Source organism: Bradyrhizobium sp. CIR48, from assembly GCF_014198315.1.
Lineage (GTDB): Bacteria > Pseudomonadota > Alphaproteobacteria > Rhizobiales > Xanthobacteraceae > Bradyrhizobium.
Map to the genome: position 1 here is coordinate 699,673 of NZ_JACIHG010000001.1, position 14,926 is coordinate 714,598.

General features: G+C 63.8%; 8 protein-coding genes. 7 read left to right on the forward strand and 1 reads right to left on the reverse strand.

Annotated features, from left to right (window positions below):
• The first annotated feature begins 5 nt into the window (after positions 1-5).
• The 5 genes from GGD66_RS03490 to GGD66_RS03510 all read left to right on the forward strand — a co-directional run bounded on the left by GGD66_RS03490 (position 6) and on the right by GGD66_RS03510 (position 10,217).
• On the forward strand, positions 6-743 hold the full coding sequence (locus tag GGD66_RS03490; RefSeq protein WP_018323160.1) for an amino acid ABC transporter ATP-binding protein: 738 nt from the start codon (positions 6-8) through the stop codon (positions 741-743).
• Between the two features lie 101 nt (positions 744-844).
• The gene (locus GGD66_RS03495; RefSeq protein ID WP_183256877.1) at positions 845-3,040 is read left to right on the forward strand and encodes a tetratricopeptide repeat protein; all 2,196 of its coding nucleotides are present in this window, start codon (positions 845-847) and stop codon (positions 3,038-3,040) included.
• 159 nt (positions 3,041-3,199) lie between these two features.
• Positions 3,200-5,473, forward strand: coding sequence for a tetratricopeptide repeat protein (locus tag GGD66_RS03500; RefSeq protein WP_183256878.1), 2,274 nt, complete (start codon positions 3,200-3,202; stop codon positions 5,471-5,473).
• A 115-nt stretch (positions 5,474-5,588) separates the two neighbouring features.
• Complete coding sequence (locus tag GGD66_RS03505) at positions 5,589-7,814, forward strand: tetratricopeptide repeat protein (RefSeq protein ID WP_183256879.1); 2,226 nt, start codon at positions 5,589-5,591, stop codon at positions 7,812-7,814.
• Positions 7,815-7,976: 162 nt separating this feature from the next.
• A complete protein-coding gene (locus tag GGD66_RS03510) occupies positions 7,977-10,217 on the forward strand; it encodes a tetratricopeptide repeat protein (RefSeq protein WP_183256880.1) in 2,241 nt (746 codons plus the stop codon).
• A gap of 61 nt (positions 10,218-10,278) precedes the next feature.
• Here GGD66_RS03510 and GGD66_RS03515 read toward each other — a convergent pair whose 3' ends face one another.
• Positions 10,279-11,313, reverse strand: a complete 1,035-nt coding sequence (locus tag GGD66_RS03515; protein WP_092258333.1) for a cysteine synthase A — start codon at positions 11,311-11,313, stop codon at positions 10,279-10,281.
• Positions 11,314-12,035: 722 nt separating this feature from the next.
• Between GGD66_RS03515 and GGD66_RS03520 the strand changes: the two genes are divergently transcribed.
• Positions 12,036-13,520 carry an efflux transporter outer membrane subunit gene (locus GGD66_RS03520; RefSeq protein WP_092258330.1) on the forward strand — a complete coding sequence of 495 codons (1,485 nt, stop codon included), beginning with the start codon at positions 12,036-12,038 and terminating at the stop codon, positions 13,518-13,520.
• The gene (locus GGD66_RS03525) at positions 13,510-14,904 is read left to right on the forward strand and encodes an efflux RND transporter periplasmic adaptor subunit (RefSeq protein ID WP_183256881.1); all 1,395 of its coding nucleotides are present in this window, start codon (positions 13,510-13,512) and stop codon (positions 14,902-14,904) included. Before GGD66_RS03520 ends, GGD66_RS03525 begins: the two co-directional genes overlap by 11 nt.
• Positions 14,905-14,926: the final 22 nt, after the last annotated feature.

Here is a 14,926-nt window from a genome sequence, read left to right on the forward strand (position 1 = left end):
TCACCATGTCCGACCCCATCGTAAAGATTTCCGGCCTCAACAAATGGTACGGCGACTTTCACGTGCTGCGCGACATCGACCTTGCGGTCGAGAAGGGCGAGCGCATCGTGATCTGCGGACCCTCGGGCTCCGGCAAGTCGACATTGATCCGCTGCATCAACGCGCTGGAGGAATTCCAGGAGGGCGAGATCGTCGTCGACGGCATCGCGCTCGGGCCCAACCTCAAGCACATCGACGCGGTGCGCCGCGAGGTCGGCATGGTGTTCCAGAGCTTCAACCTGTTCCCGCATCTGACCGTGCTGGAGAACTGCACGCTGGCGCCAATCTGGGTGCGCAACATCCCGAAGAAGGACGCCGAGATCAACGCGATGAAGTTCCTGGAGCGGGTCAAGATCCCGCATCAGGCCAACAAGTTTCCGGGGCAGATGTCCGGCGGCCAGCAGCAGCGCGTCGCGATCGCGCGGGCCCTGACGATGAACCCGAAGGTCATGCTGTTCGACGAGCCGACCTCGGCGCTCGACCCCGAGATGGTCAAGGAGGTGCTGGACACCATGGTGGACCTCGCCGAGGAGGGCATGACCATGCTGGTCGTCACCCATGAAATGGGCTTTGCCCGCGAGGTTGCCAACCGCGTGGTCTTCATGGATGCCGGCCAGATCATCGAGGCCAACACGCCGAACGAATTCTTTGCGGCGCCCCAGCACGCCCGCACGAAACTGTTCCTGAGCCAGATCCTGCGCTGAGCACCTGCCATCCGGCGGCCTCGCCGGTCTGACCGGGCCGCCAGCCTGGCACCATCCGAATCAGCTGTGCCTCGTTCCGGGCCAACTTCCGGAGAGAGACCTTGCAGAGCAGTGTCGGCGCGCGCGCATTCCAGAATGCGCGATTGCAAAAGAAGTTGAGGAAGCAGGCGGACGCCGTCATGTCGCTCGCGGTCGAGGCGCTCCGGCAGGGCAGATTTGCCGAGGCCGAGACGCTCTGCCGCGGCATTGTGGAGGAGGTTCCGGATCATTTCCATGCCACGCACCTGCTTGGCCTTCGCGCCTATGAAGGCGGGCGGCTGGAGGAGGCGCAACAGCTGTTCGAGCGTGCGATTGCGCTCGATCCGCGCTCGCCCGATGCCCATGGAAATCTCGGCGCCGTGTATTTCGATCTCCAGAAATTCCAGGACGCCCGCGCATGCCAGGAGAAGGCCATTGCACTGAAGCCGAATTGTCCGATCACCCTCACCAATCTCGGCAATACGCTCCTGAACGTCGGCCTCGGCGAACAGGCGATCAGGCTGCACGAACGCGCTATCGGGCTGCGGCCCGACTACGCCGATGCATTTTGCAACCGCGGCATGGCGGAGCTGATGATCGGCCGGTCCGAGCGCGCCAAGGAGAGTTTCGATCGCGCCCTGTCGTTTCAGCCGCGTCATGCTGAAGCGATCGCCGGCAAGGGCATGGTGTGCATCGAGCTCCGGCATTACGAGGAGGCGGAAGCCGCCCTCGCGGCAGGCTTGGCAATCAAGCCGGATTCACCGAGGATTCTGGCCCAGCGCGGACGGCTCAACTTCGATCTGCATCGGCTGGAGCAGGCGGCGGCGGACTTCGATGCGGCGCTGGCGCAATCGCCGCGGCTCGAGCTCGCGCTGCGTGGCAAGGCGCAGGTCAATCTTCTCTTGGGAAACACGACGCAGGCGATTGCGGCCGTCAAGACCCTGCTCGAGGACAATCCGCGGTCCGATTATGCAATCGTGCTTCTCGGGGCCTGCTACGCGAACCAGGGAGACGTCGCGACGGCGCTCGAGCACCTCGACGCGGCGCTCGAGATATCACCTGACTATGCGGATGCGATCGCACGCAAGATCTTCATCCTGGATTATCTGCCCGAGGCCGATTTCGCGGTCCAGCAGGCGGCGCGAAAATCCTGGTGGGATGCGATCGGCGTCAGGCTGCCGCAACGGACACTGCCGCCCCGGGCGCTCGATCCGGACAGGCGGATCGTCGTCGGCTATGTCGCGTCGGAATTCAGGAACCACTCGGCCGCGTTCGCGCTGTTGCCGGTGCTGCGCCAACACGATCACACGAGGTTCGAGATCGTCTGCTATTCCTGCTGGCCTCTGCAGGACGAGATTACCGAGAGATTCAAGCCTCTCGCGGACGTCTGGGTCGACGCCGCGCAGCTTTCGGACGACGAGCTGGCCGATCGCATCCAGGCGGACAAGATCGACATCCTGATCGACGTATCCGGGCATACGGCCGGCAACAGGCTGCCTGTCTTTGCCCGCAAGCCGGCCCCGATCCAGGTCACGGGTTTCGGACACGCCACGGGCACCGGCCTTCAGACCATGGATTACGTGCTCGCCGATCCCATCTTCATTCCGCAATCGGCGCGCCATTTGCTGGCCGAAAAAGTCCATGATCTGCCCTGCCTGATCACGATCGATCCCATCCTGGACGTGCCGCCCTCGGAGCTTCCCATGCTCCGGAACGGCCATGTGACCTTCGGCGTGTTCAACCGCATCTACAAGATCTCGGATGAGGCGATCCGGGTGTGGTCGAAGGTGATGCGTGAGTTGAGGGGATCGAAGATCATCGTCAAGCACGGGCTGCTCGACGATCCCTTGCTGCGCGACGGCCTGATCGCGCGGTTCGTGGCCCAGGGCATTGCCGAAGACAATATCACCTGCCTGGGCTCGACCACGCGCCACGAGCATCTGCTGGCCTTTGCGCAAGTCGACATCTCTCTCGACACCTTCCCGCAAAATGGCGGCATCAGCACCTGGGAATCGCTCTATGCGGGCGTTCCGGTCGTCGCCAAGCTCGGCATTGGCTCTTCGGCACGCGCCGGTGGCTCCATCGTGGCGGCCGTCGGCCTCGACGACTGGGTCGCCGAGGACGACGAGGGTTACGCCGCGATCGCGTGCAAATATGCGGCACAGCCCGCTCATCTGGCGAAATTGCGGGCGGAACTGCCGGCTCGGATCGCAGCCTCGCCTGCCGGCAACGTCGAACTTTACACGTGTGAGGTCGAAGCGGCCTATCGCCGGTTCTAGCACGATCATTGTGCCGCGGCCTCGGAACGCGGCGAGGTGGCGTAGCCCGACCTTGCGTTGCCCCCCGGGAAATCCCGGAGTCGCTGCCGGCCGGGTGACCGGCCGGCCATGGCTGCGAATCAGTTAGACTCGCCTCAGGGCATCCTCCGGAGAGACACCTTGCAGAACAGCGGCGGCGGCGCGCGCGCATTCCAGAATGCGCGATTGCAGAAAAAATTGATGAAGCAGGCCGATGCCGTCATCGCCGCTGCGGCGAACGCCTATGGCCAGTGCCGATATGCCGAGACCGAGGCGCTGTGCCGCGAAATCCTGAAAGCCCTTCCGGATCACGTCGACGCCATCCACCTGCTCGGCATGTGCGCCCACGACGGACGGCGCTTCGAGGAGGCGCAGCAGCTGCTGGAGCGCGTGATTGCGCTCGATCCGCGCCTGCACGATGCCCATAACAACCTCGCGACCGTGCATTTCGACCTCGGCAATTACGAGGACGCGCGGCGCTGCCAGGAGAGGGCGATCGCGCTGAAGCCGAATTTCGCGGTGGCGCTGACCAATCTCGGCAACACGCTGATGCATATGGGGCTGTACGAGCAGGCGCTCGAAATGCACGAGCGCGCCATCAAGGTCAAACCGGATTATGCCGACGCGCTCTGCAATCGCGGCATGGTCGAGATCGTGCTTGGGCAGATCATGCGCGCCAAGGAGAGCTTCGATCGCGCCCTGCTGTTTCAGCCGCGTCACGCCGAGGCCATCGTCGGCAGCGGCATGGTCAGCATGGAGCTGCGGCACCACGAGGAGGCGGCAGCCAAGTTAGCCACGGCGCTTGCGATCAAGCCCGGCGCGCCGAGGATCCTGGCCCAGCGCGGGCGGCTCAGTTACGAGCTGCAGCGCCTCCACGAGGCGCTGGCGGATTTCGATGCGGCGCTTGCGATTTCGCCCAAGCTCGAACTGGCCCTTCGGGGCAAGGCGCAGGTCTGCCTGGTCATGGGAAAGACCGCGCAGGCGATGGCGGCGGCGGCGACCTTGATCGAGCGCAACCCGCGCTCCGAGATGGGGTTGGCGCTGATGGGCTTTGCTTATTCAAACCAAGGAGAGATGGACGCTGCGATCGAATATCTCGATCGTGCGCTGGCGCTCCGGCCGGACTATGGAGACGCGATCAGAGGCAAGATCTTCCTGCTGGACTACCTCGCGGATGCCGATTTCGCGGTCCAGCAGGCTGTACGAAAGTCATGGTGGGATGCGATCGGCTCGAAGATTCCGCAAAGGACGCTGCCGAAGCGGCCGCTGGATCCGGACAAGCAGATCGTGGTCGGATATGTCGCGGCCGAATTCCGGCAACACTCGGCAGGGCTCACCTTGCTGCCGGTGTTGCGCCATCATGATCACGCCAAGTTCAAGATCATCTGCTACTACTCCTGGCCGGGAGCGGACGAGTACACCGCTATGTTCAAGCAAATGGCGGACGTCTGGGTCGACGCTTGGCAGATGTCGGACGACGAACTCGCCGATCGCATTCAGGCCGACAATGTCGACATCCTGATCGACGTTTCGGGCCACACGACCGGCAACCGGCTGCAATGCTTCGCGCGGAAGCCGGCTCCGATCCAGGCAACCGGCTTCGGACACGCGACGGGCACGGGCATGCAGACCATGGACTACGTGCTCGCGGATCCCATTTTCATTCCGCCATCGGCTCGACATTTGTTTCCGGAAAAGATCTACGATCTGCCGTGCCTGATCACGATGGAGCCGGTCACCAATCTGCAGCCTTCCGAGCTGCCAATGCTCCGCAATGGCTACGTCACCTTCGGCGTGTTCAACCGCATCTACAAGATCTCGGATGATGCGATCCGTGTGTGGTCGCGCATCATGCGGGAGGTGCCGGGATCAAAGATCATCCTCAAGCATGGTTTGCTCGATGATGCCTTGCTGCGCGATAGCCTGATCGCACGCTTCATCGCGCAGGGCATTGCCGAGGAGGACATCACGTGCCTCGGCACCACCTCGCGCGACGATCACCTGATGGCCTTTGACAAGATCGATATTTCGCTCGACACGTTCCCGCAGAATGGCGGCATCAGCACCTGGGAATCCCTCTACAAGGGCGTTCCCGTCGTCGCCAAGCTCGGCATTGGAGCTTCTTCGCGTGCCGGCGCCTCCATCGTGGCCGCCGTCGGTCTCGGCGACTGGGTCGCCGAGGATGACGACGGCTATGTCGAGATCGCCCGCAAATATGCGTCGCAGCCCGAGCATCTGGTGAAGTTGCGCGCGGGCTTGCCGGCTCAGATCGCAGCCTCGCCCGCCGGCAATGTCGAGATCTATACGCGTGAGCTCGAAGCTGGTTACCGTCAGTTCTGGCGCGACTATTGTGCCGCAGCCGCGGAAAGCGGCGACGCTGCGGTAAGCGGGGCAGACGCATCCGGCGGTTCCTGAGCCGGATCCTGCAACACGCCCCGGAACGCCCGGAGGGATTTCGGCTCCGGCCGACCGGCCGGCCCGGAACGCGAATCAGTTAGACTCGCCGCGGGCCATCTTCCGGAGAGACATCTTGCAGAGCAGCGCCGGCGCGCGCGCATTCCAGAATGCGCGGTTGCAGAAGAAATTGAAGAAGCAGGTCGACGCCATCATCGCTGCCGCGGCAAGCGCCTATGGCCAGGGCAGATATGCGGAGACCGAGGCGCTCTGCCGTCAGATCCTGCAAGCCATTCCGGATCATTTCGACGCGACGCATCTGCTCGGCCTGAGCGCGCAACACGGCGGGCGCCTGGAGGAGGCGCAACAATTGCTCGAGCGCGCGATCGCGATTGATCCGCGTTCGCACGAGGCCCATAACAATCTCGCGGCTGTGCACTTGGCCCTTCAGAAATTCGAGGCCGCCCGTGCATGTCAGGAGAAGGCGATCGCGCTGAAGCCGAATTTTCTGCCGGCTCTGGTAGGCCTCGGCAATACCTTGCTTCAGATGAACCTGCCCGAACCGGCGATCGAAATGTACGATCGCGCCATCAAGCTGAAGCCCGATTATACCGATGCGCTCTGCAATCGTGGTCTGGCCGAGCTGGCGCTGGGCCGGTTTGCCCCTGCCATACAAAGCTTCGAGCGTGCGCTGTTGTTTCAGCCGCGCCATGTCGAGGCGCTCGTCGGCAAGGCGGTGGTCGGCCTCGAGCTCAAGCATTACGATGATGCGGAAGCTGCTCTCGCAGCGGCGCTCGCGATCAGGCCCGGTTCGGCGAAGATATTGGCGCAACGCGGGCGGCTCAATTACGAGCTGCAGCGCATGGAACCGGCGGTCGCCGATTTCGAGGCGGCGCTTGCGATTTCGCCCAAGCTCGAGCTGGCTCTCCGAGGCAAGGCACAGGCTTGCCTCGTGATGGGAAAGACAGCGCAGGCGATGGCGGCCGCTGCGGCCTTGATCGAGCGAAATCCGCGCTCGGAGACAGGGCTGGCGCTGATGGGCTTTGCTCATTCGAACCAGGGAGACATGGACGCCGCGATCGAATATCTCGATCGCGCCCTGGCGATCCGGCCGGACTATGAAGATGCGATCCGGGGAAAGATCTTCTTGCAGGACTTCCGTGCCGAGGCCGATTTCGCGCTCCAGCAGGCGGTGCGACGGGATTGGTGGGACGTCATCGGCTCCAGGATACCGCGGCGGACGCTGCCGAAGCGGCCGCTCGATCCGGACAAGCAGATTGTGGTCGGCTATGTCGCTACCGAATTCCGACAGCACTCGGCGGGGCTGACTTTGCTGCCGGTGCTGCGCCATCATGATCACACCAACTTCAAGATCATCTGCTATTCGTGCTCGCCGTCACGAGACGAGATGACCGCCAAATTCAAGTCGCTGGCGGACGTCTGGGTCGATGCGTGGCAGCTCTCGGACGACGAGCTCGCCGATCGCATCCAGGCCGACGATGTCGACATTCTGATCGACGTTTCGGGCCACACGACCGGCAACAGGCTGCAGGTCTTCGCGCGGAAGCCGGCTCCGATCCAGGCCACCGGATTTGGACACGCGACGGGCACGGGCATGCAGACCATGGACTATGTGCTCGCGGACCCCGTCTTCATTCCGCAATCGGCACGGCATCTGCTGGCCGAAAAGGTGTTTGACCTGCCGTGCCTCAACACCATCGATCCGATCCTGGATGTGCCGCCGTTGGACCTTCCCATGCTCCGCAACGGCCATGTGACCTTCGGCGTGTTCAACCGTGTCAACAAGATCTCGGACGAGGCGATCCGGGTGTGGTCGAGCGTGATGCACGAGGTGATCGGATCGAAGATCATCTTCAAACATACGCTGCTTGACGATCCCATGATCCGCGACGGCCTGTTTGCGCGACTCGTGAACCAGGGCATCCCCGAACAGAACATCACCTGCCTGGGCTCGTCAGGGCGGGCGGATCATCTGCGGACCTTCGCGCAAGTCGATATTTCGCTCGATCCATTCCCGCAGAATGGCGGCATCAGCACTTGGGAATCCCTCTATGCGGGCGTTCCTGTCGTGGCCAAGCTCGGTCATGGCGCCTCATCGCGCGCCGGCGGCGCCATCGTGGCGGCGGTCGGGCTTAACGACTGGGTCGCCGAGGATGACGACGGCTATGTCGAGATCGCCCGCAAATTTGCCTCGCAGCCCGAGCATCTGGCGAAATTGCGCGCGGGCCTACCGGCTCGGATCGCAGCTTCGCCAGCCGGCAATGTCGAGATCTACACGCGTGAGCTCGAAGCGGGTTATCGTCAGTTCTGGCGCGACCATTGTGCCGCCGCTGCGGGGTGAGGCAACGCCGTCGCCGGCGAGGCGGGCGCGCCCAGCGGTTCCTGAGCCAGGACAGTCCAGCGCGGGCCCGGGATATCCCGGGTAATTTCCGGTCTCGCCGACCGGCAGGCTAACTGCGCGAATCAGCTAGACTCGCCGAGCACCATCTCCCGGAGAGACATCTTGCAGAGCAGCGCCGGCGCGCGCGCATTCCAGAATGCGCGGTTGCAGAAGAAATTGAAGAAGCAGGCCGACGGTATCATCTCCGCAGCGGCGAGCGCCTATGGCCAGGGTAGATATGCGGAGAGCGAGGCGCTTTGCCGCCAGATCGTGCAAGCCGTTCCGGATCATTTCGACGCTACGCATTTGCTCGGCTTGAGCGTGCAACAAAGCGGGCGCCTGCAGGAGGCGCAGCAGCTGCTGGAGCGCGCAATCGCGATCGAGCCACGCTCGCACGAGGCCCACAACAATCTCGCGGCAGTGCATCTGGCCCTTCAGAAATTTGACGCCGCTCGCGCCTGTCAGGAAAAGGCGATCGCGCTGAAGCCGAACTTTGCGCCGGCCTTGGCCGGCCTTGGCAATAGCTTGCTTCAGATGAACCTGCCCGAACAGGCCATCGAGCTGTACGACCGCGCCATCGTCCTGAAGCCCGACAATGCCGATGCGCTCTGCAATCGTGGCCTCGCCGAGCTGGCGCTGGGCCGATTTGACCGCGCCAGGCAGAGTTTCGAGCGCGCTCTGTTGTTTCAGCCGCGTCACGCCGAAGCCCTTATCGGCAAGGGCGTGGTCGGGATCGAGCTCAAGCATTACGACGAGGCGGAAGCCGCGCTCGCAGCGGCGTTCGCGATCAGGCCAGGTTCGGCGAAGCTCGTGGCGCACCGCGGACGGCTCAATCTTGCGCTGTCGCGGCTGGAACAGGCGGCGGCGGATTTTGACGCAGCCCTTGCGCTTTCACCGAAGCTCGAAGTTGCGTTGCGGGGGAAGGCGGAAGTCGCGTTGAGCATGGGTAATACCGCGCAGGCGATCCTGGCCTGCACGGCTTTGCTCGAAGAAAATCCGTGCTCGGCGATCGCATTGGCGCTGCTGAGCTCCTGTTTTGCCAACCAGGGCGAAATCGCAGCCGCAATCGAACATCTCGACGCCGCGCTCGCAATCGCGCCGGACCAGCCGGACCTGCTCGCGCGGAAGATCTATTTTCTGGACTTTCTCTCCGACGCCGATTTCGCGATCCAGCAAGCGGCGCGCAAATCCTGGGGGGATGCGATCGGCGCCAGATTGGCGCAGAAGACGCACGCACCCCGGCAACTCGATCCTGACAGGCGGATCGTGGTCGGGTATGTCGCGGCCGAGTTCTGGTACCACTCGGCGGCGTTCGGCCTGTTACCGGTGCTGCGCCACCATGATCACGCCAAGTTCGAGATCGTCTGCTATTCGTGCTCGCCGGTACGAGATGAGATGACCGCCAAGTTCAAGTCGCTGGCGGACGTCTGGGTCGACGCTTGGCAGCTTTCGGACGACGAACTGGCCGATCGTATCGAGGCTGACAAGATCGATATCCTGATCGACGTGTCAGGGCATACGACTGGCAACAGGCTCCCGGTCTTCGCCCGCAAGCCCGCTCCGATCCAGGTCACGGGCTTCGGACATGCCACGGGCACCGGCCTTCAGACCATGGACTACGTGCTCGCCGATCCGATCTTCATTCCGGAATCGGTCCGTGGTCTACTGGCTGAAAAGGTCTGCGATCTACCTTGCCTGATCACGATCGATCCCATCCTGGATGTGCCTGCTTCGGAGCTTCCCATGCTCCGCAACGGCCATGTGACCTTTGGCGTTTTCAATCGCATCTCCAAGATCTCGGATGAGGCCATCCGCATGTGGTCGAAGGTGATGCGCGAGGTGCCCGGATCCAGGATCATCATCAAACATACGCTGCTTGACGATCCCATGCTGCGCGACGGCCTTCTTGCGCGGCTCGTGAACCAGGGCATCCCCGAACAGAACATCACCTGCCTGGGCTCGTCAGCGCGCGAGGAACATCTGCGGGCCTTCGCGCGAGTCGATATTTCGCTCGATACGTTCCCGCAAAATGGCGGCGTGAGCACCTGGGAATCCCTTTATGCGGGCGTTCCTGTCGTGGCCAAGCTCGGTCACGGCGCCTCGTCGCGCGCCGGCGGCGCCATCGTGGCGGCGGTCGGGCTTAACGACTGGGTCGCCGAGGATGACGACGGCTATGTCGAGATCGCCCGCAAATTCGCGTCGCAGCCCGACTATCTGGCGAAGTTGCGCGCGGGCCTGCCGGCCCGGATTGCAGCTTCGCCCGCCGGCAATGTCGAGATTTACACGCGCAGGGTCGAGGAGGGGTACCGCCGGTTCTGGCACGACTATTGTGCCGCTGCTGCGGAGCGCGGCGAGGTCATATAAGCCGGACGAACCGCGCTGAGCTTTGTGACGCGCGTCCCCGACCCGAGGGGGCGCGTGACGATCACACGAAGGGCGGCTTGATGTTGCTGCGCTTCTCCAGCCATTCCGGCACCGGCAGGTTCTTGGCGCGCATGAAGTCCGCGTTGAACAGCTTCGACTGATAACGGCTGCCGGAATCGCACAGCACGGTGACGATGGTCTTGCCGGGCCCGAGCTGCCTGGCGAGGCGCATTGCGCCCACGATGTTGACACCGGTCGAGCCGCCGAGGCACAGGCCCTCGTGCTGCAGCAGCTCGTAGATCACGCCAACGGCTTCGGCATCGGGAATGAGATAGGCATCATCGACCTTCGCGGTCTCCACGATGGCGGTCGCCCGGTTGAGGCCGATGCCCTCGGTGATCGAGCCACCCGGCGTCGCCTTGGGATCGCCGGTCCTGAAGTATTCATACATGCCGGCGCCGTGCGGATCGGCGCATGCGATCCGCACGTTCTTGTTCTGCTCTTTCAAGTAACGGCTGACACCAGCCAGCGTGCCGCCGCTGCCGACCGAGCAGACGAAGCCGTCGACCTTACCGCCGGTCTGCTCCCAGATTTCGGGTCCGGTGGACTCGTAATGCGCCTTGGCATTGTCGAGGTTGTTCCACTGGTCGGCGAACAGCACACCATTGGGTTCGGTCTTGCGCAGCTCGTCGGCGAGGCGGCGGCCGACATGCTGGTAGCTGTTGGGGTTGGCGTAGGGCAGGGCCGGCACCTCGATCAGCTCGGCGCCGCACAGCTTCAGGAAGTCTTTCTTCTCCTGGCTCTGCGTTTCCGGGATCACGATCAGGGTGCGATAGCCGCGCGCGCTGGCGACGACCGCAAGGCCGATGCCGGTATTGCCGGCGGTCGATTCCACCACGAGACCGCCCGGCTTGAGCTCGCCGCGCTTCTCGGCCTCCAGGATCATCCATTTGCCGGCGCGGTCCTTGACCGACTGGCCGGGATTCATGAACTCGGCCTTGCCGAGAATGGTGCAGCCGGTCAGTTCCGAGGCGCGCTTCAGCTTGATCAGCGGGGTGTTGCCGATGGCTTCGACAACGTCATTTCGAATGGTCATGTCAGGGAAATCGCTACCAAGGGGGTTGATCTGGTTGGCGAGAACGTAGTGCTTGGGAGGCCAAAGGGGAAGGCTTTTGCGTTGCGGCGAAACCGAGCGAAACCTCTGCTCAAACAGCAATATTCCCAAGAGGCGCGCCCGGCGGCGATGCGCTCGGCCGCAAGCCGGGATATCGATAGGAGGAAACGCCTGCGCTCCGTCAGGCCAGGGAAGATGACAGTCGTGACCAGCCAACTCGCGACAAACTTTTTCCAAGGCCGAGGCTTCTCGCCATCGAGGGCCGTGGATGACGCCCGGATGGTCGAATCATATCGGCCCGAGGAACGGCTTTCTATTCGGCGATTGACGGGCTTGTGAGATTACTCAGCCAGGGCGCGACTGAGGCGGGGCGTGGTGCGGTCGGATGGAAACGCCCAAGTGCCGCTGTGGCAGCAATATCACATGAAATCTTGGTAAGCTTGATCGTGTATCCCAACGTTTCAAAATGAGAAAACTCCCTGCGAGACAGCCGTCTTTTGAATTTCGAGCGGTTCGTTTCCACTTCGTCGGCGTGGCCATCTCGCAACTGCGGGACTGTCCCGCAGTTCAGCGCCCGGCTAGTATGATTTTCGAGGTTCCGCAGAAAGCATCGCCGCTGTGAACGAGTTGTCCAAAGCCCCCCGACTGTCGCGCCGCGAATCGGCTAATCCGGCTGCGCGGCGGTTCGATCTGCCCGGCGGGGGATGGATGTGACAGAGGATGTTCCTGCGATCGCCATGCGGCGGTCTGAAGGTCCTGCATCCCGGACGCTGCGCGCGGCGCGCTGGATTGCGGTGATGTGCCTTGCCGCCGGTTCGGGGGCTTGCGTGCTGACCCAGGATCTTCCCGATCCCGCCCTCGACGTTCCCACGCAGTACAAATACGCGGGCAAGGGTGATGCGCCGCCGTCACTGGATTGGTGGCGCGGGTTCCGCTCCGCGGAGCTAACGCAGCTGATGGAGGAGGCGCAAACCGTCAACCTCGACATCGCCGCCGCCGTTGCGCGCATCGTCCAGGCCGACGCCCAGGCGCGGCAGGCGGGGGCTGCGCTGCTGCCGACCGTCTCGACCGGCGGATCGGAAACCTATTCGCGCACCTCGGGCTCCAGCGCGTCCGGCCTCTCCATCGGCGGCCGCGAAGTCGTCAATTATTCGGCCTCGCTGAGCGCGAGCTACCAGCTCGACTTCTGGGGCCAGAATCGCGATGCGCTGCAATCGGCGGAAGAGACGGCGAACGCCAATCGCTTTGACCGCGACACCGTCGCGCTGACGACGCTGGCGGCCGTCGCCAACGCCTATTTCCAGGTGCTGGCCTCGCAGGACCGCATCAGGACCTCACAGCGCAACATTGCGAGCGCGCAGCGCATCCTCGATGCGGTCAGGGAGCGGCGCAGGGCCGGCACTGGCACCGATCTCGACGTCGCCCAGCAGGAGAGCGTGCTTGCCAACCAGAAAGCCCTGGTGCCGCCGCTGCGCCAGACGCTGGACCAGAACGTCAACGCGCTCGCCGTGCTGGTTTCGCGCCCGCCGGAAAGCGTGCGCGTGCTCGGCGGCTCGCTGGACCGGATCGCGATCCCGCGCGTCACGCCCGGCCTGCCTTCGGAGCTGCTGACGCAGCGGCCCGACATCCGCCGACAGGAGGCGCAGCTTGCCTCGGCGACGGCGAATATCGGCAATGCCCGTGCTCAGTTCTTTCCGACCATTCAGCTCACCGGCAATGGCGGCTATCAGAGCTCGGCTTTGGTCTCGCTGTTCCAGCCGCATGCGGCCTTCTTCCAGCTCGTCGGCAGCGCCACGCAGCCGATCTTCGACGGCGGCAAGATCCTCGGCAATTTCGAGTTGGCCAAGGCGCGGCAGGACGAATTGCTCCAGACCTACCGCAAGACCATCATCCAGTCGTTCGCCGACGTCGACAATGCGCTGTTCTCGATCAAGCAGACCACGATCAAGCTGCAATTGCAGCGCGACGTCGTCGTCGCCTCACGCCGCGCCTTCGATCTCTCCGAGCAGCAACTGCGCGCCGGCACCGCCGACATCGTGACTGTACTCAACACTCAACTGACCCTGTTCCAGGCGGAAGACGCGCTGTCACAGGCGCAACTGGCCCGCTTGCTCGCCATCGTCAGCCTGTATCAGGCGCTCGGCGGCGGCTGGGAGCCGCGAATGGAGAAACCGGTCAATGCTCTTTAAGCCGGATACCAAGCAGGACGCGAAGGAGGGGACGGCGAAGAAGTCGCGCGGCCGCGGTTTCGTCATGACCCTGATCACGCTCGCGATCCTTGGTGGCCTCGGCTATCTCGGCTGGAACGCGATGCACCAGAAGCCGGCTGCCGACCGCAACGCGCGGCCGGACCTGCCGGTGCCCGTGCTGGCGGCGACGCCCCGCGTTCAGGACGTTCCGGTCTATCTCGACGGCGTCGGCGCGATCCGCGCGCTCAACACCGTGACTGTGCGCTCGCAGGTCGACGGCAAGCTGATCGCCGTGAATTTTACTGAAGGGCAGGACGTCAAAAAGGGCGACGTGCTCGGCGAGATCGATCCCGCGCTCTACCAAGCCACCTACGACCAGGCGGTCGCCAAGAAGGCGCAGGATCAGGCCCAACTCGCCAACCAGCGCATCGACCTGACACGGTACGAGCAGCTCGCTGCCTCCAACGCCGGCTCCAAGCAGCAGGCCGACACCCAGCGCGCGCTGGTCGCGCAGACCGAGGCGCTGGTCAAGGCCGACCAGGCTGCGATCGACAACGCGGCGGCGACGCTGAGCTACACCAAGATCGTGGCGCCGCTCTCAGGGCGAGCCGGCCTGCGCCAGGTCGACCAGGGCAACATCATCCACGCCGCCGACACCACGGGCCTCGTGGTGATCACGCAATTGCAGCCGATCGCGGTATGGTTCAGCCTGCCGCAGCAACAAATCATGCGCGTCAACGCCGCGGCGTCGAAGGGTACGCTGGCGGTCGACGTGTTCGGCAATGACGGCATCACCGTGATCGATACCGGCAAGCTCACCGGCATCGACAACCAGGTCGACCAGACCACCGGCACGCTCAAGCTCAAGGCCGAGTTTCCCAACGCCAACTACCAGCTCTGGCCGGGCCAGTTCGTCAATGTCCGTCTCAAGGTCGAGACGCTGACTCAGGCGCTGGTGGTGCCGACCTCGGCCGTGCAGCGCGGCCCGATCGGGACGTTCAGCTATGTCATCGGCGAGGACAATATCGTCTCGGCCAAGCCCGTGACCGTGACCCAGCAGAACGAGCATGACGCGGTGATCGCCAGCGGCCTGTCGGCGACCGACAGGGTCGTCACCACGGGCTTTGCCAATCTGTCCGACGGCTCCAAGGTGACCATCGGCCGCGACGACCAGACCCCGTCGGCCGATCTCGCCCCGCGCAAGCGGTCGCGCGGGCCTGACGCCCAGAAGAAGGATGGTGCCAAGGAAGGGCAGAAGGAGCACGGACAGGGTAAGGACGGCGAGTTCCGCGCCAAGCGCAAGAGCAGCGAGGGCGACCAGAAGGGGCAGACCGGGCCGGCCCCGGGGCCGGGGGCAGCGGGAAGTGGAGCCAAGCAGCCATGATCCCGACAACAGCCGCTTGAAG